Origin of the sequence: Microbacterium sp. GXS0129, from assembly GCF_044769785.1 — a bacterium.
Taxonomy (GTDB): domain Bacteria; phylum Actinomycetota; class Actinomycetes; order Actinomycetales; family Microbacteriaceae; genus Microbacterium; species Microbacterium nymphoidis.
On sequence record NZ_JBIZVZ010000007.1, the window covers coordinates 1 to 18756 of the forward strand.

At 68.3% G+C, this 18756-nt stretch carries 17 protein-coding genes and 1 tRNA gene; 12 read left to right on the plus strand and 6 right to left on the minus strand.

All coding sequences use genetic code 11. From position 1 onward, the window contains the following. The 4 genes from ACIQJ5_RS16775 to ACIQJ5_RS16790 all read left to right on the plus strand — a co-directional run. Positions 1-409: hypothetical protein (locus tag ACIQJ5_RS16775; RefSeq protein WP_402845496.1), on the plus strand; the 409-nt coding region annotated here is incomplete at its 5' end. Beyond that, the gene (locus ACIQJ5_RS16780; RefSeq protein WP_402845497.1) at positions 409-915 is read left to right on the plus strand and encodes a hypothetical protein; all 507 of its coding nucleotides are present in this window, start codon (positions 409-411) and stop codon (positions 913-915) included. The genes ACIQJ5_RS16775 and ACIQJ5_RS16780, both read left to right, overlap by 1 nt. A 4-nt stretch (positions 916-919) precedes the next feature. Continuing rightward, entirely contained in the window at positions 920-1204 is a 285-nt protein-coding gene (locus ACIQJ5_RS16785) for a WXG100 family type VII secretion target (protein WP_402845499.1), read from the plus strand. Between the two features lie 146 nt (positions 1205-1350). Beyond that, positions 1351-3144, plus strand: coding sequence for an ABC-F family ATP-binding cassette domain-containing protein (locus ACIQJ5_RS16790; RefSeq protein ID WP_231092311.1), 1794 nt, complete (start codon positions 1351-1353; stop codon positions 3142-3144). A 57-nt stretch (positions 3145-3201) separates the two neighbouring features. Here the strand turns inward: ACIQJ5_RS16790 and ACIQJ5_RS16795 are convergent, their stop codons facing one another. Next, entirely contained in the window at positions 3202-4386 is a 1185-nt protein-coding gene (locus tag ACIQJ5_RS16795) for an MFS transporter (RefSeq protein WP_402845501.1), read from the minus strand. A 197-nt stretch (positions 4387-4583) separates the two neighbouring features. Between ACIQJ5_RS16795 and ACIQJ5_RS16800 the strand changes: the two genes are divergently transcribed. Next, positions 4584-6356, plus strand: a complete 1773-nt coding sequence (locus ACIQJ5_RS16800) for a Na+/H+ antiporter (protein WP_231092313.1) — start codon at positions 4584-4586, stop codon at positions 6354-6356. Positions 6357-6363: 7 nt separating this feature from the next. Here the strand turns inward: ACIQJ5_RS16800 and ACIQJ5_RS16805 are convergent, their stop codons facing one another. Further along, positions 6364-7305, minus strand: coding sequence for a pseudouridine synthase (locus ACIQJ5_RS16805; RefSeq protein ID WP_231092314.1), 942 nt, complete (start codon positions 7303-7305; stop codon positions 6364-6366). Positions 7306-7406: 101 nt separating this feature from the next. Between ACIQJ5_RS16805 and ACIQJ5_RS16810 the strand changes: the two genes are divergently transcribed. Then, complete coding sequence (locus ACIQJ5_RS16810; RefSeq protein WP_402845504.1) at positions 7407-8087, plus strand: DedA family protein; 681 nt, start codon at positions 7407-7409, stop codon at positions 8085-8087. Here ACIQJ5_RS16810 and ACIQJ5_RS16815 read toward each other — a convergent pair. Continuing rightward, complete coding sequence (locus tag ACIQJ5_RS16815) at positions 8017-8517, minus strand: MarR family winged helix-turn-helix transcriptional regulator (protein WP_231092316.1); 501 nt, start codon at positions 8515-8517, stop codon at positions 8017-8019. The genes ACIQJ5_RS16810 and ACIQJ5_RS16815 overlap by 71 nt on opposite strands. A 78-nt stretch (positions 8518-8595) precedes the next feature. On the opposite strand from ACIQJ5_RS16815, the gene ACIQJ5_RS16820 reads away from it, so the two are divergent. The 6 genes from ACIQJ5_RS16820 to ACIQJ5_RS16845 all read left to right on the plus strand — a co-directional run bounded on the left by ACIQJ5_RS16820 (position 8596) and on the right by ACIQJ5_RS16845 (position 14142). Continuing rightward, positions 8596-8667, plus strand: a tRNA-Gln gene (locus ACIQJ5_RS16820). Position 8668: 1 nt separating this feature from the next. After that, positions 8669-10138: a bifunctional UDP-N-acetylglucosamine diphosphorylase/glucosamine-1-phosphate N-acetyltransferase GlmU gene (gene glmU / locus ACIQJ5_RS16825; RefSeq protein ID WP_231092317.1), complete on the plus strand. Its 1470-nt coding sequence runs from the start codon at positions 8669-8671 to the stop codon at positions 10136-10138. After that, entirely contained in the window at positions 10107-11147 is a 1041-nt protein-coding gene (locus tag ACIQJ5_RS16830) for a ribose-phosphate diphosphokinase (RefSeq protein WP_231092318.1), read from the plus strand. The genes glmU and ACIQJ5_RS16830 overlap by 32 nt, the downstream gene beginning before the upstream one ends. An 84-nt stretch (positions 11148-11231) precedes the next feature. Then, positions 11232-11735 carry an FMN-binding protein gene (locus tag ACIQJ5_RS16835; protein ID WP_402845507.1) on the plus strand — a complete coding sequence of 168 codons (504 nt, stop codon included), beginning with the start codon at positions 11232-11234 and terminating at the stop codon, positions 11733-11735. Continuing rightward, entirely contained in the window at positions 11732-12595 is an 864-nt protein-coding gene (locus ACIQJ5_RS16840) for an FAD:protein FMN transferase (protein WP_402845509.1), read from the plus strand. Before ACIQJ5_RS16835 ends, ACIQJ5_RS16840 begins: the two co-directional genes overlap by 4 nt. Positions 12596-12612: 17 nt before the next feature. Then, positions 12613-14142: a ferredoxin--NADP reductase gene (locus ACIQJ5_RS16845; protein WP_402845511.1), complete on the plus strand. Its 1530-nt coding sequence runs from the start codon at positions 12613-12615 to the stop codon at positions 14140-14142. Between the two features lie 240 nt (positions 14143-14382). On the opposite strand, the gene aspS is transcribed toward ACIQJ5_RS16845, so the two are convergent. The 3 genes from aspS to ACIQJ5_RS16860 all read right to left on the minus strand — a co-directional run bounded on the left by aspS (position 14383) and on the right by ACIQJ5_RS16860 (position 18650). Next, positions 14383-16173: an aspartate--tRNA ligase gene (gene aspS / locus ACIQJ5_RS16850; protein ID WP_231092322.1), complete on the minus strand. Its 1791-nt coding sequence runs from the start codon at positions 16171-16173 to the stop codon at positions 14383-14385. Positions 16174-16377: 204 nt separating this feature from the next. Beyond that, positions 16378-17925 (minus strand): cell wall metabolism sensor histidine kinase WalK, encoded by a 1548-nt coding sequence (locus ACIQJ5_RS16855; RefSeq protein WP_231092323.1) that lies wholly within the window; start codon positions 17923-17925, stop codon positions 16378-16380. Next, positions 17922-18650, minus strand: a complete 729-nt coding sequence (locus ACIQJ5_RS16860) for a response regulator transcription factor (protein ID WP_231092324.1) — start codon at positions 18648-18650, stop codon at positions 17922-17924. Before ACIQJ5_RS16860 ends, ACIQJ5_RS16855 begins: the two co-directional genes overlap by 4 nt. Between the last annotated feature and the right edge of the window lie 106 nt (positions 18651-18756).

Consider the following 18756-nt stretch of genomic DNA (forward strand, 5'->3'; position numbering starts at 1 on the left):
CCGCCGACCGGGCATGGACCGCGGCGACGGACGGGACTACAAAGGCAATTTCACATCCCGAGACCCGGACGCGCCCCCTCGCGACTATGAGCAGGCGGAGAAGAACGGCCTGGATAGAGTCGAGGAAGACCTCGGTGGTATCGAGGTTATCCGCGATAAGGTCAATGTTCAATATGACGGATCGCCTCAGAAAGGTGGCCGATATTATGACGGCTATTACCCCAACGGTGATGGGACTTTTACGGGAATTGAAGTTAAGTCAGGTGGAGCCTGGAACAGATATCACAACTCCGAAGTCGATACCCAAAGAGCTTTTGATGCCGGAGTGAGTCCAGCGAATCCTGCCGTCGGTGTGCACAATGATGACTTGATTCGGATAACTCGTGTAATTTTGGTGCAGGTAGATTGATGATGAAGAGTTCGAAAGGGAAGATGCCTGTGGTGGCACCCACTCACGGCCAGAAAACCCTCTACGCCGCCGGGTCGTTGCGGCAAACAGGTGGTGGGTTGACCCCACTTCGCGGCACGGTGGCAGACCATATTCTGCGAATGCTCCAGCTGCTTGACGGCCAGGAGAGAACTGCATACTCGATCTGGCGCATACCAGCGGGTGAAACTGACCCGATGGCGGTGGGCGAGACCTTCATTCAGGCGGGCGGCTCCGCGCAAGCGATGACCGTAGAGGCGCGGGTGATGACCTCGGACGGCACGGCCCGTCTCTTCACGGTGGGACGACAGGAGCCGGTGAAAGGGCCGCCCACCACGATCTGGATCAATGACCGTGCGCAGGTCACCGTCTCGTCGAACGAAGTATTCACTGCTGAGGAGGCGGCCGTGGTCTTCTTGACGTTCTACCTCACCGACACTGTTGCACAGCCGTATCAGTTGCGTGAGCTCAATTTCGGGGACGGATGACGCCATGCAGATATCGGTGAAGCATGACGGCGTGGCGGGCCTGGTCGCCGAAATGACCGTTACTTCTCGCCAGATCGCTCACGAGCTGGAACAGCTGGACCGCACCGCAGCACTCTTGCAGTCGCAATGGAACGGTGAAGCACTCGAGGCCTATCGCGTCGCCCACGCACGGTGGAGTGCGGCACAAGCCGTGATGAGCACCGTCCTTCGAGAGCTGACGAAGCGCCTCGCGAACGCAAATCAGATCAGCATCGACACGGGTGCACTGGCCGCTCGCGTCTGGGACTGAACGGCAGTGAAGTAGCCCGACCCGCTGACATTCAGGTATGACCGACGGACCTCGCCCCCGCATGGACGGCGGTGGGGCGAGGGACGATCCCGGTTGCGCAGCCCAGCCATCCCTCCGTTCGGCATGCACCCCGTACCCTGGAGGGGATGGCACATCTTCTCGGGGCCGAGGCCCTGCACCTGGAATATCCGACCAAGGTCGTCTTCGACTCCGTCTCGCTGGGCGTGAACGAGGGCGACCGGATCGGGATCGTCGGTCGCAACGGCGACGGAAAATCGAGTCTGCTGCGCATGCTCGCGGGCCTGGTCGAGCCCGATGGCGGCCGCGTCACGGTACGCGGCGGAACGCGGATCGGCGTGCTCAGCCAGGAGGACGTGCTGGAGGACGACGAGACGATCGCGCACGCCGTGGTGGGGGACACCCCCGAACACGTCTGGGCGGGGGACGCCAAGATCCGCGATGTGATCGCGGGCCTCCTGGGCGACCTGCCGTGGGATGCCCGTGTCGGCGACCTCTCCGGCGGACAACGTCGTCGTGTGGCGCTGGCCCACCTCCTCGCGGGCGATCACGACGTGATCTTCCTCGACGAGCCCACCAACCACCTCGACGTCGAGGCGATCGCGTGGCTGGCCGAGCACCTGAAGCGGCGCTGGCCCGCGAACCAGGGCGGGCTTCTCGTCGTGACCCACGATCGCTGGTTCCTCGATGAGGTCGCGAACAACACCTGGGAGGTGCACGACCGGATCGTCGAGCCCTTCGAGGGCGGGTATGCGGCCTACATTCTGCAACGGGTCGAGCGTGACCGCCAGGCTGCCTCGATCGAGGCGAAGCGGCAGAACCTCGCTCGAAAGGAACTCGCCTGGCTGCGACGCGGCGCCCCAGCCCGCACCAGCAAGCCGCAGTTCCGCATCGATGCAGCCAATGCACTCATCGCCGATGTGCCGGAGATCCGCAACAAGACGGAGCTGTCGGCGCTGGCCGTCTCGCGACTCGGCAAAGACGTGGTCGATCTCCTCGACGCCGGCGTCTCGTACGGAGACAAGACCGTGCTGCGAGACGTGGAGTGGCGCCTCGCCCCCGGTGAGCGCACCGGCATCCTCGGCGTGAACGGAGCAGGCAAGTCGACGCTGCTCGGCCTCATCGCCGGCACCATCGAGCCGACGTCCGGCACGGTCAAGCGCGGCAAGACCGTCCAGGTGGCCACACTCACACAGCGCCTCGACGAACTCGAAGAGCACCTCAACGAGCCGGTCCGCGTAGTCGTCGGGCGGTTGCAGACCACCTACACGTTCGGCGCAGGGTCGAAGGCCCAGGAGCTCTCTCCCGGTCAGCTGCTGGAGCGCATGGGATTCCAGAGCGCCCAGCTCTCGACACCGGTGAAGGACCTTTCCGGTGGTCAGAAGCGCCGCCTCCAGCTGCTGCTGATCCTGCTCAACCAGCCGAATGTGCTCATCCTCGACGAGCCGACGAACGACCTCGACACCGACATGCTCGCGGCACTCGAGGACCTGCTGGACTCGTGGCCCGGCACGCTCATCGTGGTCTCCCACGACCGCTACTTCCTGGAGCGGGTGACGGATCAGCAGTACGCGATCCTCGATCAGCACCTGCGGCACCTGCCGGGCGGCGTGGACGAATACCTGAAGCGCCGTGCGGCACAGGGCACCGCATCCGCATCCGTCACAGCGACTCCCGATGCCGCCGCTCCCGCCGGGCTCACCGGCAAGGAGGCGCGTGAGGCCGAGAAGGAGATGGCGTCGCTGGAACGGCGCATCCAGAAGCTGCGTCAGACAGCGGCGAGCGCTCGCGCGAAGCTCGCCGACATGGATCAGTCCGACTACGTCGCGCTCGGCAATCGCATGACGGAGATCTCCGGGTGGGAAGGCGAGGCCGACGAGCTGGAGATGCGCTGGCTGGAGCTCGCCGAGTCCCTCGGCTGAGCGCTCAGAGATCGAAAACGCCGCTCCGAGGAGGCTCGGAGCTGCGTTTTCGATCTCTCACGGCTGGCGCGCGGCGTCCTCCGTCTCGGCGGCGCCGATGCCGCGCAGCGCGGGGGTGAGCGTGACCGCGAGTGCGACCAGCACGAGCACGAGGATCATCGCGAGACGTAGACCGAAGTGCTCACCGAGGAAGCCGAGGGCGGGCGGTCCGGCCAGGAACGCCACGTAGCCGATCGTCGCGACCAGGGAGACGCGCGCCGCGGAGTTCGGGCCGGAGTCCCCGGCCGCCGAGATCGCAACGGGGAAGCCGAGCGCGGCTCCCAGCCCCCACAGCGGGATGGCACAGGCGGCGACGACCGGACTGTCAGCGAAGATCACGAGAGCCAGTCCCACCGCGCCGAGGGCCGCGCTGCCGCCGAGCACTGCTGCGCGGCCGAAGCGGGTGATGAGCGGACCGCCGGAGAAGCGGCCGATGGTCATCATCGCCGCGAACACGGCGAACAGTCCCGAGCTCCACGCCGGATCGAATCCATGGCCGTCGACCATCAGCAGCGGCAGCCAGTCGTTGGCCGAGCCTTCGGCGAGCGCCAGCGCCAGGACGATCACCCCGATGATCAGCAGCCGTCGATCGCGCCACACCGGAGCGTGGTGGGATTTCTCTACCGGGCCCGATGCCTGCGAGCGCGGCACGCCGGGCAGCGCCCACAGCACGGCGAGAACGGCGATCACGGTCACCATCAGCAGGTGCCAGAGCACGGGAAGGTGCAGCGCTACAGCGCCCAGACCGATGACCGCGCCGGCGACGGTGCCGAGGCTGAACGAGCCGTGCAGCGCGGGGAGCACGGGAACGCCCGCTCGCTGTTCCACCTCGGCGCCCTCGACGTTCATCGCCACCTCCGCACCGCCCATGCCCAATCCCATGAGACCGAGACCGATGGCGGTGAGCCACGCGCTGCCGATGGCGGCGCCGGCCCCGATCGTGGGCGTGGCGAGCAACTGGAGCGATATGCCGACCGTGATGACGGGTCGGGTGCCGAAGCGCGCGGTGAGGGCGCCCGACGAGAGGATCCCGAGCATCGAGCCGACGGACAGCCCGAACAGGACGAGTCCCATCGTGGCGGTGGAGGCTTCCAGCAGGTCGCGCACGTCGGGCGTTCTGGTCACCCAGGAGGCGAACATCATCCCGGGGACGAAGAAGAGCACGAACAACGACATGCGGCGGCGGCGAAGGGCGGCGTCCATGGGAGTGGATGTCCTCGGGGGTGGAAGCTGAATCGATTCGATCCGAATGTATCGGTTCCGGGAATACGCGGGGGCCACTCGGACGCTGAATCTTTGCGTCGCCCTGGGGAGAATGTCGTTCCGTCCGGGGCTGACGTGGCGCAGACTGAGCTGCGCGCCGTCCGCATCGCGCGGACCGCCGGGGGAGAGGAAGCCGTATGGAAGGGCTCGAAGTCACCGTTCTGCTGGGGATGGCGGTGCTGGTCGGAACCGTGCTCGCGCCGCGCCTGCGTGTAGCCACACCCCTCGTGCTGCTGGTGCTGGGCGTGGTGATCGGGTTCGTGCCGCAGGCGCGCGAGATCCAGCTGCCGCCGGAAGTGGTACTGCTGTTGTTCCTCCCGGTGATGCTGTTCTGGGAGTCGATGACCACGTCCCTGCGGGCGATCCGCCGCTCGCTGCGATACATCGCACCGATGTCCACCCTGCTGGTGGTCGCCTCGGCGTTCGCCGTTGCCGGGATCGCCGTGCTGCTCGGGCTGCCCTGGGAGGCCGCCCTGATCCTCGGCGCCGCGGTGGCCCCGCCCGACGCCACCGCTGTGGCGGCACTCGGACGTATGTTGCCGCAGCGGATGTTCATGAAGCTGAAGGCCGAGTCGCTGACGAACGACGGAACGGCTCTGGTGCTGTACGCCATCGCGGTGTCGCTGGCCGTGGGCGATCAGGTCTCCCCGCTGTCCGTCACCTGGACCGTCGTCGATTCGTATCTCGGTGGCGCTCTCGCCGGGATCGTCGTCGCAGCGCTCGCCTATCTGCTGCTTCGCCGTCTCACCGGAACTCTCGAGATCAACCTCACCCTGCTGCTGGTGCCCTTCGTCGCCTTCCTGGTCGCCGAGCTCATCGGCGCCTCCGGGGTGCTCGCCGTGGTGATCGCGGGGCTGATCGTGGCCTGGGTCTCGCCGCGCATCACCACGGCAGCATCCCGGCGCCAGGCGGAGTCCGTCTACCCCGTGCTCACCTACATCCTCAACGGCGCGCTGTTCGTGCTGATCGGCACCGAGGTCATGCACGTGCTGTTCGAGAGCTCCTGGGGGCAGGTGGGCCGTCTCGTGCTCATCACGGTGGTCGTCTGGGTCGTGCTGATCGTGGTGCGCCTGCTGTTCCAGCTCTTCTCCGCACCGTTCGCTCTCCCGCGCGGCGCACTGCGCGCGGCAACCAGCGGTGGCGATCGCACGATACCCATGCGGATGTGGATCGTCTCCACGTTCGCCGGCTTCCGTGGCGCGGTTTCCCTGGCGATCGCGCTGTCCGTGCCGCTGGTCACGGCGTCGGGTCAGCCGGTCGCCGCCCGGGACGAGATCATCTTCATCACGGCGGGGGTGATCGTGTTCAGCCTGCTGGTGCAGGGCCCGATGCTGCCGGCGATCGCCCGCTGGGCGAAGCTTCCCGCCGACACTGCAGCGGACGAGGAGTACGAGATCGCGGAACGGGCCATCTCCGGGGCGGCGCTGGCCGCCATCGACGATCTCGCCGTCGAGCACGGCGTCAGTGACGCCGTGCGTGATCGCATTCGCAGCGAGGGGTACGAGCAGCTGGAGTACGCCAATGCTCGCGCGCTGGCTCGCCAGCGAGGTCTCGTGTACGCGGCAGACATCGCCGAGGAGCTCAGCGAAGACGCCGAGCTGGAGACGATGATCGACGTCGCCGCGAGCAACGACCAGGTGCCGCCCGGACGCATGGCCGACGGCGAGCGAGAAGCCGGCGCCGGGCTGCAGATGCTCGCGGTCAGCTCCGACATCGACACCATCGCGCTGTCGCCCATCGCGCTGCGCGAGGAGAGCACGCGACTACGGCTGGCCCTGATGGATCGCCGGCGTGAGGTTCTGCTGCGGTTGCGGCGCGAGGGCACTATCGACGACCTCGTGGCGTGGCGCATCCAGGCGCAGCTCGACCTGGTGGAGGTGAAGCTGCGAGGGGTCGAGGAGATCGACTGAGGCGTGCTCAGCCCTGCGGAGCCTCCTGCAGGGTGCGACGGGTGCGAAAGACGCGATCCGCGCCGCTCAGCGGGTCCGTGAAACGGAGTTCCCGCGCCAGCAGCTGCAGGGGGCGGCTGAAGTCGTCGGGGACCTCGGGAAGCAGGACGGGGTAGAACCCGTCGTTCATGATGCCCAGCCCGAGCGCTGCCAGATGCACCCGCAGCTGGTGCATGCGCCCGGTGTGCGGGTGCAGGAGAGTGTGGATCACCGGGGTGCCCGCATCGGTGCCGCCGCTCTCACCCGTCCCGATCAGCTCGATCAGCGTCTCGGAGTTCGGCTCCGCATCCGGGTCCACCTGGACGCACACGTTGCCACGCAGCTTGTCGATGCGATTGCGGTAGGTGAGCGGCAGCTCGGGGGCGGAGCCGGTGAGACGAGATACCGCCTCGTATGTCTTGCGCACGACGCGGTTCTCGAACAGCAGCTGGTAGGCGCCGCGCGTTGCCGGGCGTGCGGAGAACATGAGCAGACCGGCCGTCGCCCGATCCAGCCGGTGGATGGGGGTGAGGTCAGGGTTGTGCAGTGCATTTCGCAGTCGCACCAGAGCGGAGTTCTGGAGGTACTTGCCGCCCGGGGTGGTCGGCAGGAAGTGCGGCTTGTCCACGACCACGAGATCGTCATCGACGTGCAGGATCTCGATCGGGAAGGGGATCTCCTTCTCGACGGGCGGCTCCCGGTAGTACCAGACGAACTCATGTGATCCGAGCGGAGCGCTTCGGGCCACGGCGGAGCCGTCTGCAGCGACGATCTCGCCCCGCTCGAAGCGCGCATACAGCCCCTCGGGATCCAGATGCCCGAACCGCTCCACCATATGGTCGGCAATCGTCGGCCACGGGCCGGTCAGCGGCACGTGCAGTCGCGTCGCTCCGACGCCGTCTCTGACGGGCAGGGGAGAGGGCATGGGCATCGTCCCATCCTCCCACCCTGCGGGGGAATCATCCTCCAGTAGGGGGTCGGCGCCTACCCTGGTCGGACGCGCGGCACGGCGCGGATTCCTAGCGTGGAATCATGAACTTCGCCGAGATCCTCACCGCCGTCGGCACCGCTCCCTGGGTGCCGCTCGTGGTCCTCGTGTTCTGCCTGCTCGACGGGTTCTTCCCTCCGGTGCCCAGCGAGACGGCCGTGATCGCAGCCGTCACCCTCGGTCTGGCGTCGGGCGGTGATCTGCTCTTCCTCACCGCGGTCCTCGTCGCGGCCGCGATCGGGGCCGCCGCCGGGGACTCGATCGCCTACGCGATCGGGCGAGCGTGCGGCACCGACCGGTGGGCGTGGATGCGCCGGCCGCGCGTGCAGACGGCGCTCGACTGGGCCGGCGCGCGAATGGTCGCGCGTCCCGCGCTGCTCATCCTCACAGCCCGCTACATCCCGATCGGGCGCGTCGCCGTGAACATGACCGCCGGCGCCACGCGCCTGTCCTACCGGCGCTTCCTGCCCATCAGCATCGTGGGGGCGGTGCTGTGGTCGGCGATGTGCCTGCTGCTCTCCGTGCTGGCGGCCACGTGGTTCGGTCACTCCCCGCTGCTCGCAGCCGGCGTCGGCATCGTACTGTCGCTGGTGCTCGGGCTGGGCGTGGATGCCGTGGCGCGCCTGCGCGAACGTCGTGCCGCGCGCGTGGGCGTCACTCCGAGTCGAACTCCAGATTCAGCTTCCGCAGCAGCGTCGCCAGTCGCTCACGGTCAGCGCGTGTGAGCACCGAGAGGATGTGAGCCTCCGCGTCGACAAGCCGCGTGATAGCGGCATCGACGCGGATGCGACCATCGTCGGTGAGCGTCACGAGGACGCTGCGACCATCGCCCGGGTCCGCCTCGCGACGCACCAGGCGACGGCCCACAAGGCGGTCGATGCGGTTGGTCATGGTCCCCGACGAGACCAGCGTCTGCTGCAGGAGCTGCTTCGGGCTGAGCTGGAACGGCTCGCCGGCGCGGCGCAGGGCAGACAGCACATCCCACTCCCACGGCTCCAGGTCACTGCGCCGGAACGCCTCGCGCCGCGCGCGGTCCAGGTGCTTGGAGAGCCGGTCGACGCGTGAGAGCACGGACAGCGGGGAGAAGTCGAGATCGGGGCGCTGGCCGAGCCAGGCATCGACGATGCGGTCCACCTCGTCCGTGCTGCCGGTCATCCGTCCATTATGGGCCAGGCGTGCACGGTCTCCGGTCCCCACGCATGGCAGACTGTACGCGCGACAAATCGTCGCGGATCCGCCGTGGTGTAATGGCAGCACGACAGCCTTTGGAGCTGTGAGGTCTAGGTTCGAGTCCTGGCGGCGGAGCATGTCGGAGAACAATCTCGCCATCATCATCCTCGCGGCAGGGCAGGGGACCCGTATGCGCTCGCGGACACCCAAGGTGCTCCACGAGATCGGCGGACGATCGCTGCTGGCGCACGTCGTGGTCAACGCCGAGAAGCTGGCTGCCGACCATGTCGAGGTGGTCGTGCGCCACGAGCGCGAGCGCATCGTCGCTCACCTGGCGGACCTCTTCCCGAGCGTGGCCGTGGTCGATCAGGACGATGTCCCCGGTACCGGACGCGCGGTCGAGGTGGCCGTCAACGCGCTGCCCGACGACTTCGACGGCGACGTGCTCGTGCTCTCCGGCGACGTTCCGCTGCTGGAGGCGGACACCATGCGGGAGCTCGTCGCGGCGCACCGCGCCACCCGTGCGGCGGCCACGCTGCTGACGGCGATCATCGACGATCCCACCGGCTACGGGCGAGTCATCCGCGATGCCGACGGCTCCGTCTCCCGCATCGTCGAGCAGAAGGACGCCTCCCCGGAGGAGGCGGCGGTCACGGAGACCAACGCGGGCGTCTATGTCTTCACCGCTGCGGCGCTGCGACGGACTCTCCCCGGGATCGGCACCGACAACGCCCAGAACGAGAAGTACCTCACCAGCGTCATCGGCATCCTGCGCGCGGAGAACGAGCGCGTCTCGGCGGAGGTCGCGGCTGATCCGCGCGTGACCTTCGGCGTGAACGACCGCGCTCAGCTGAGCGACGTCGCGCGCATCCTCAACGCGCGAATCGTGCGCCGCTGGCAGCGCGACGGCGTGACCGTGATGGATCCCGCCACCACCTGGATCGATGACCAGGTCTCGCTGGCCCAGGACGTCACGATCCTCCCGAACACCTATCTGCTGGGCGCCACCTCCATCGCGGAGGGCGCCACGATCGGTCCCGACACCACGCTCGTCGACTGCGAAGTGGGCGAGGACGCCGTGGTCAAGCGCACCGACGCGACCCTCGCCGTCATCGGCGACCGCGCCACCGTCGGCCCGTGGTCCTACCTCCGTCCGGGGGCCACGCTCGCGCAAGAGGGCAAGATCGGCACCTTCGTGGAGATCAAGAACTCGCAGATCGGCGCCGGATCCAAGGTGCCGCATCTGTCCTACGTGGGCGACACGACCATCGGCACCGGGGTCAACCTCGGAGCCGGCGCGATCACCGCCAACTACGACGACATCACCAAGCACCGCACGGTGATCGGGGATGAAGTGCACACCGGCTCGCACAACGTGTTCGTCGCGCCCGTTACGATTGGAGCAGGCGCGAAGACCGGAGCAGGAGCGGTCATCCGCAAGGATGTCCCCGCGGGCGCGCTGGCCCTGAGCGTGGCGCCGCAGCGCAACGTCGAGGGCTGGGTCGAGAAGAACAGGCAGGGCACCCGTGCCGCGGCGGCAGCCGAGGACGCCCGAAACGCACAGAAGGCTGCAGATGGCAGGCAAGGGCAAGAAGAAGACCGTTGATCTCGATCGCGAAAACGACATCGCGCCCGGTCTCGAGGTAAAGACCAAGAAGCGTCTCGTTGTCGTTTCCGGAAGCTCGCACCCCGAGCTCGCCGCTCAGGTCGCCACGCAACTGGGCACCGAGCTTGCCCCGACCGAGCACCGTACCTTCGCATCGGGTGAGCTCTACACCCGCTTCGAAGTCTCTGTGCGCGGCTGCGACGTCTTCGTGGTGCAGTCCTTCGAGGGCGCGGTCAACAAGCAGATCATGGAGCTGCTGATCATGCTCGATGCGCTCAAGCGCGCATCGGCCAAGCGCATCACCGTGGTCGCCCCCTACTATCCCTACTCGCGTCAGGACAAGAAGGGTCGCGGCCGCGAGCCGATCAGCGCGCGGCTCGTGTCCGACCTCATGGCCACCGCTGGCGCCGATCGCGTCATGTCGGTGGACCTGCACGCCGCGCAGATCCAGGGCTTCTTCGACGGTCCCGTCGACCACCTGTTCGCCAAGCCCGTGCTGCTGGACTACTTCGAGCGCACCCTGTCTGCGTCCGACCGCGACAAGCTGACCATCGTCTCGCCCGACATGGGTCGTGTGCGCGTAGCCGACACCTGGTCTGACAGCCTCAACGCCCCGCTGGCGATCATCCACAAGCGCCGCGACCCAAAGGTCGCCAACCAGGTCTCGGTGCATGAGATCGTCGGGTCCGTGGACGGTCGCGTCTGTCTCCTGGTCGACGACATGATCGACACCGGCGGCACCATCCAGAAGGCGGCCGAGGCGCTCAAGGCCAACGGAGCGGAGCGCGTCATCGTCGCGGCGACGCACGCCATCTTCTCCGACCCGGCCGTGCAGCGCCTGCAGAGCGAGGCCATCGATGAGGTCGTGGTCACCGACACCGTGCCGCTGCCCGCCGACAAGGTCTTCCCCGGCCTGACCATTCTGCCGATCGCCCCGCTGCTCGCGCGGGCCATTCAGGAGGTCTTCGAGGACGGTTCCGTCACCAGCATGTTCGACGGCGCGGCCTGACGGTCACAGCAGACGCATAGGTCGTTCAGGGGGAGCGGAGTGGTCCGATCCCTAATCTGAGGGAGAAGACCTGAGGAGGACCCCATGGCCCGTACCCCGCTCCACCTGAACCGGCCCGTCCGCACCGCCGCCACGCTGGCGTCGGTCGCCGGGATCGCGCTGCTCGCCGGCTGCTCGGCCGGCGCGGCCGAAGCCGATACCGCGACCACCGGCGCCGCCTCCGGCACCGGTACGACCACCAGCGGCTCCGCACCCGCCACCGCCTCCGCCGGCGGCACCACCGGCGGTTACGTCGCCGGCACCTACGAGGGCGACGGCAGCTATTCCAACCCGCACGGGAACATCGAGAAGGTGCACGTCAGCATGACAATCACCGCCGACGGCACCGTCGAATCCGTCGATGTGACCGGGACCACGGATGGTGCCGAGAGCGCTCAGTACCAGTCGCTGTTCATCGGCGGGATCTCCGACGAGGTCGTGGGCAAGAAGATCGACGAGCTCAACGTCACCGTCGTCTCGGGATCCTCGCTGACCAGCGGCGGATTCATGCAGGCGGTGGACGCCATCGAGGCGGAAGCCGCGGCATGAGCGCGGACGCGTCGTGGCGATTCGACGCGATCGGCACGGCGTGGACCATCCGCACCGAGCGGGACCTTCCGGAACCACTGCGGGCGGACGTCCTGTCCCTGATCGACGCCTTTGACCGGGAGTGGTCGCGTTTCCGGTCCGATTCCCTCGTCACCGCTCTGGCCGGGGGCGGCCGCGCAGCGGCGCCCGTTGACGCTGCTCCGATGTTCGAGGTCTATCGCGAACTCGCGGAGGCGACCGACGACGCGGTGAATCCGCTGATCGGAGGTTCGCTTGAGGCACTCGGCTATGGGGTGCGCCCCGGAACCCCCGGCCGGGCGATGCCCGCGCCGTCGTGGCGAGACGCGCTGCACTGGGATGGGGGCGCGCTGGTGCTTTCCGCGCCTGCCGTGATCGATGTCGGTGCGCTCGGTAAAGGGCGCCTCGCCGATCGCGTGTTCGCTCTCATCCGCTCCCGGACGCCCGGCACCGTGATCGTCGACGCGTCGGGTGACATCCGACTCGACGCCGCGGAGGAGACCGTGCGCATCGCGCTGGAGCATCCGTACGATCCGACGCGCGCGATCGGCGTCGCCACCCTCAGCAGCGGGGCGGTCTGCGCGTCAGCCACCAATCGCCGGGTGTGGGGTGACGGGCTCCACCACGTGCTGGACGGCCGCACGGGACTCCCGGTGGACGTCGTCGTGGCCACGTGGGCGTTCCTGCCCGACGCGATGCACGCCGATGCGCTCGCCACGGCACTGTTTTTCGACGGTGGCCTCGAACTCGCCCATGCGTGGGGTGCACAGTGGATTCGCGTGCTCTCCGACGGGCGCGCCGAATACCAGCTGACCGACGCGAACATCGAACTCTTCCGCTGAACCCCTCAGGAGCCCCCATGAGAGCCCTCCTCGCCTCCGTCCGCACCCGGATCCTCGCGGTGCTGGGTGCCGTCGGCATGTACCGGCTCGTCCTGTTCGCTCTGATGCTGCTCGCCGGCATCGCCTTTGCGGTCTCCTTCACCGGGCGTATCGTGGCGACGCCGGCATCGCTCGCGCTCTCCGCGCTGGTCCTGCTGGTATCCGTCGGCGTCGTGGATGTCATCGGCCACGCCATCATCCGTCGGCCGCTGCGACTGGAGTCCGGGGCCATCACCGCGCTCATTCTGCTGTTCGTGCTGTTTCCCACCACCGATCCGGCCGGGCTCGCGGTGCTGGCCCTCGCGGGTGGTGCGGCGAGTGCGTCGAAGTTCGTCCTCGCCCCGTGGGGCCGGCATCTGCTGAACCCGGCCGCGTTCGGCGCCGCCGTCGTCACGGTCACCGGCCTCGGCTCCTCGATGTGGTGGATCGGGACCCCGCAGCTCGCCATCGCCGTGCTGGTGCTCGGCCTGGTCGTCGTGTGGCGGGCGGAGAAGCTGCGGATCGCCCTGCTCTTCATGGCCGTGGCGATCGTCGTGGGGGCGACGCGAGGGCTCATCACCGCCGCGCAGTTCGGCCTCTCCCAGACGCCCGGCCAGATCATCTGGACCGCCGTGGCGTCCTCGCCGGTCCTCTTCGCGGGACTGTTCATGATCACAGAACCACTGACCCTCCCGCCGCGTCGCCGCGATCAGATCATCGTGGCGGTGGTCGCGGGGGCGCTCGCGGGCTGGCCGTTCGCCCTGGGCCCGTTCGTGATGTTCCCCGAGGTGGCCATCCTGGTGGGCAACCTGCTGGCCTTCGCTCTGGCGTTCCGCGTCCGTCGCGGCGCTCGTCTCACTCTCGCGGCACGACGACGCGTCACCCCCTCCATCGAGGAGCTGGTGCTGCACGCCACCGCTCCGGTCTCCTTCGCCCCGGGACAGTACGTGGAGCTGGAGGTTCCGCACCGCCGTTCTGACGCGCGCGGTACCCGCCGGGAGTTCAGCATCGTGTCTCGTCCGGGGGAGGACATCCGCATCGCCTACCGCGTTCCGGATGGCCGCCAGTCCTCGTTCAAGACGGCGCTGGGCGCTCTCCGCGAGGGCGCGCGTGTCTCGACCACCGGTGTGCACGGTGACTTCACGCTGCCTGCGGATGATGCGCCCGTCCTGCTGGTGGCGGCCGGGATCGGCGTCACCCCGTTCGTGTCGCAGCTGCGCAGCGAGCCCGCGCGCGACGCGGTGCTGCTCTATGTCGTCTCCTCCGTCACGGAGCTCGCGTATGCGGACGAACTCGCCACCACCGGGGCTCGCGTCATCGTGGTCGCCCGCGACGCCTCGCCGGAGACTGTTCCGGCGGGGTGGGAGGCAGTCACCGAGCGGCTCACCGCGGCCTCGCTGCCGTCCGTGGTGGGCGATCTGAGTGCGCGTCACGCGATGATCTCCGGGCCGCCGCGGCTGATCGCCGAGCTCGCCCCGGCGCTGTCGGACGCCCGCTCCGTCCGCACCGACGCCTTCGCCGGCTACTGAGCCGGCCGGAACTCCGGCGTCTTGCTGGCGCCACCGCGCTGCGTCAGGAAAGTCGGCGTCTATCGTCGGCCGAGGGTGGTGCGCGGGTGAGCGACCTGGTGTGGCGTGATTGTCCTATCCCGGCGTCGTGCATGGTGCGGGGCTTCGTGCATGGCTGGCGCTGCGCGGGCCGAGCGCGCGCGGTGTGCGCCGGGACACGACGAAGGCCGGGCCCCACCGGACCCGGCCTTCGTCGTGGAATCAGGCTTCGGCTGCAGCCTTGTCCGTCTTCGCCTCGTCGGGCTTGGCGTCGACGCCGGCTTCCTTGCGCTGCAGTTCGGTGATCGGGGCCGGAGCCGCGGTCAGCGGGTCGTAGCCGCCACCGGTCTTCGGGAACGCGATGACCTCACGGATCGAGTCCTCGCCGGCAAGCAGCGAGACCACGCGGTCCCAGCCGAACGCGATGCCGCCGTGCGGGGGAGCGCCGTACTTGAAGCCCTCCAGCAGGAATCCGAACTGCTCGGTGGCCTGCTCCTCGGTGACGCCCATGAGCGCGAAGACGCGCTCCTGCAGCTCGCGGTCGTGGATACGGATGGAACCGCCGCCGATTTCGTTGCCGTTGCACACGATGTCGTACGCATAGGCGAGGGCCGTGCCCGGGTCGGTGTCGAACGTGTCGTAGAACTCCGGCTTGGGGGAGGTGAACGCGTGGTGCACCGCCGTCCAGGATCCGGCGCCGACGGCGACGTCACCGGAGGCGACGGCGTCAGCGGCGGGCTCGAACATCGGAGCGTCCACGACCCACACGAACGCCCAGTCGCCGTCCTTGATGAGGCCGGTGCGGTGACCGATCTCGACGCGGGCGGCGCCGAGGAGCGCGCGGGTCGGCTTCGCCTCGCCGGCGCCGAAGAAGATGCAGTCGCCGGGGTTCGCCCCGACCGCCTCGACAATGTTGGCCGACTCCCACTCGGTGAGGTTCTTCGCGACCGGACCGGTGAGCGTTCCATCCTCCTGGACCAGCACGTAGGCGAGGCCCTTGCCGCCGCGCTGCTTGGCCCACTCCTGCCAGCCATCCAGCTGGCGACGCGCCTGTGACGCACCACCGGGCATCACGACGGCACCGACATAGGGCGACTGGAAGACGCGGAATTCGGTGTCCTTGAAGAACTCCTTCAGCTCCACCAGCGGCAGGCCGAAGCGCAGGTCGGGCTTGTCCGAACCATAGAGGCGCATCGCCTCGTGGTACGTGATCCGCTCGATCGGGGTGTCGACGGAGACACCGATGAGCGCCCACAGGCGCTTCACGATCTCCTCACCCAGCGCTATGATGTCGTCCTGCTCCACGAAGGAGGCCTCGATGTCGAGCTGGGTGAACTCCGGCTGACGGTCGGCACGGAAGTCCTCGTCGCGGTAGCAGCGAGCCAGCTGGAAGTACTTCTCCACGCCGCCCACCTGCAGCAGCTGCTTGAACAGCTGAGGGGACTGGGGAAGCGCGTACCACTTGCCCGGGGCAAGACGTGCCGGCACGATGAAATCGCGCGCGCCCTCGGGCGTCGAGCGGGTCATCGTGGGCGTCTCGACCTCGAGGAAGCCGTTCTCGTACAGGAAGTCACGGGCGACGCGGTTCGCCTCCGAGCGTAGCCGCAGGTTGGCGGCCGGCTTCGCGCGGCGCAGGTCGATGTAGCGGTGCTTCAGACGGGTCTCCTCGCCGATCTCGGCGTGGTCGTCCAGCTGGAACGGCAGCGGAGCCGAGGTGTTGAGCACCGTGAGCTCGTCGGCGCTGATCTCGATCTCGCCCGTGGGCAGGTCGGGGTTCTCGTTGCCCTCGGGGCGACGAGACACCGTGCCGGTGACGGAGATGACGAACTCGTTGCGCAGCGGCGAGAACACCGACTCGTCGTGGACCACGATCTGGGCGATGCCCGAGCGATCGCGCAGATCCAGGAAGGCGACTCCGCCGTGATCGCGGCGACGGGCAACCCAACCCGCGAGGGTGACGGTCTGTCCGATGTGCTCAGCGCGGAGGGTTCCCGCGTCATGCGTGCGCAGCACGATTGTCCTTTCTCTGCGGCGCGGTGTCCCCGCGCCCCCTCGATCCTACCGGCCCTCGTGCGCCCGCCCTCCGCCTCGGCCTCGACCTCTCCGCCACACCGTGACACTTCCCGCTATGGGCGAGACTGGCCGCGATGCGATGATTCTCGCCCGCGGACGGAAGTCCCCGGGCGCGAGGTACCCGGGGGCACCGGCGAGGGTGGGTCAGCCGGCGAGCGACGCCGGGGGCGGCACGCTGGTGCCGGTCACCGGCACCAGCGGCAGACGCAGCGTGAAGGTGGTGTCGCCCGGCTCGCTGGTCACCGAGAGCGAGCCGTGATGAGCCTCGGCGATCGCACGCGCGATGGAGAGGCCGAGACCAGTGCCGCCGGTCTTGCGCGCGCGAGAGCGGTCGGCGCGGGAGAACCGCTCGAACAGCTCGTCACGCACCGCCGGATCGATCCCGGGGCCGTTGTCGTGCACCGTGATGACGGCCTCGTGCCCGTCCCGATGCAGGCCCAGTTCCACCGCGGTCCCTTCGGGGGTGTGCGTGCGCGCGTTGGCGAGGAGATTGGTGACGACCTGCGCGATGCGGCCGGCGTCGCCGCTCACCATCACCGACTCGCCCTCGACGTCCACGCTCCAGCTGTGATCTCGACCGGCGGCGCGCGCATCGGAGACCGCGTCGATGACGAGGGGCGTGAGATCCACCTCACCCACCACCAGCTCCTGGCCTTCGTCGAGCCTCGCCAGCAGCAGCAGGTCCTCGACGAGGGTGGTCATGCGCACCGACTGCGCTTGTATCCGCTCCAGCGCTGCGGTGGTGGTCTCGGGGTTCTCGGACGACCGCAGCGACAGCTCCGAGTACCCGCGAATGGAGGCGAGAGGGGTGCGCAGTTCGTGGCTGGCGTCGGCGACGAAGCGCCGCATCAGCTCCTCGTTGCGGGCGCGGGCCTGCAGGGAGGCGTCAACGTGATCGAGCATGGTGTTCAGTGCGGCACCCACGCGTCCCACTTCGGTGTGGTCGTCGACCGATTCCTGGGCTACACGATCGGTGATGGCGACGCGGCCCTCGTCGAGTTTGAGGTGGGCCACCTGCTCGGCCGTGGCAACCACCTCGCGCAGCGGCCGCAGCCCCGAGCGGATCACCAGCACCGTCGCGAGGGCGAGGATGATGAGCCCGCCGATGGTGACGATCGCGACGGCCCACAGCAGGATGGTGACCTGTTCGTCCACGCTGGAGAGGGAGAGGCCGATCAGGCCGATGACCTGCGTGTTCGGGATGACGATGGCCGTGACACGATAGCTCCCGCCGCCATCGATGTGCACGTCCACGGTTCCGCGCGGCTGCGGACGATCAGAAGTGATGAGCCGGGTGAGGGCGTCGCGGATGCCGCCGGTGACGGCCTCGGAATCCAGGGAGGTGATGCTGGTCTCAGAGACCACGGCGCCGTTGTAGGAGGAGCCGTCGGGATCGGGGAGGATCAGGAGGGTGCCGGGCTGGGAGTGCACGGCCGCGAGAATCTGCGCGGGATCCGTGTAGCCCTGGAAGATTGCGCTGGCGATCTGGCCCGAGGTGCGATCCGACGTGCTCTTCACCCGGTCGCTGAGTTGCTGATCCAGCGTCGCGCGCAGCACGACGCTGACCACGATGGCGACGAGGATCAGCAGCACCGAGACGATGCTCAGCACCGTCACCATCAGCCTCGTCTGCAGAGTCCAGTGCCGACGCGACGCCGCTACGCGCGGCTCAGCCGCGTCGGTCGTGCTCACTGCGGTGCCTTGACCATGTATCCCACGCCGCGCACGGTATGGATGAGCGGCTCCCTGCCGGCGTCGATCTTCTTGCGCAGGTACGAGATGTACAGCTCCACCACACTCGACCGGCCGCCGAAATCGTAGTTCCACACCCGGTCGAGGATCTGCGCCTTGGAGACCACGCGTCGCTGGTTACGCATCAGGAAGCGGAGCAGTTCGAACTCGGTTGCGGTCAGCTCGATCTCCTCGTCACCGCGCATGACTTCATGGCTGTCCTCGTTGAGAGAGAGATCCGCCACCCGCAGAATCGGCTCGGCCTCCGCGGACAGTGCGGTACCGGCGCGGCGCATCAGCGCGCGCAGGCGCGCGACCACTTCCTCCAGGCTGAAGGGCTTGGTGACGTAGTCGTCGCCGCCCGCCGTGAGACCGGCGACACGGTCGCCCACTGCGTCCTTCGCGGTGAGGAACAGCACGGGCACCTCGTTGCCGGACTGCCGCAATCGCTGCAGCACCCCCATGCCGTCCAGGTCCGGCATCATGATGTCGAGCACCATGGCGTCGGGGGCGAAGTCGCGGGCGAGAGCGAGCGCTTCGAGGCCGGATGCGGCCGTCTTGACGTCCCAGCCCTCCATGCGCAGAGCCATGGAGAGCAGGTCGGTAAGCATCTGCTCGTCGTCGACGACGGCGACGCGGACCGGGGAGCCGTCGGGCCGAGTGAGTGCGGAAGTCGTGTGTGCCATGTGGGTATTGTGCGCGCCTACCTATGCAGTTCCTGTGGAGGAGCCTATGTCCTCGCTGTGAGTGAGCGGGCGGTATCCATAGGCCTCGCATAACCAGCACTGGCGG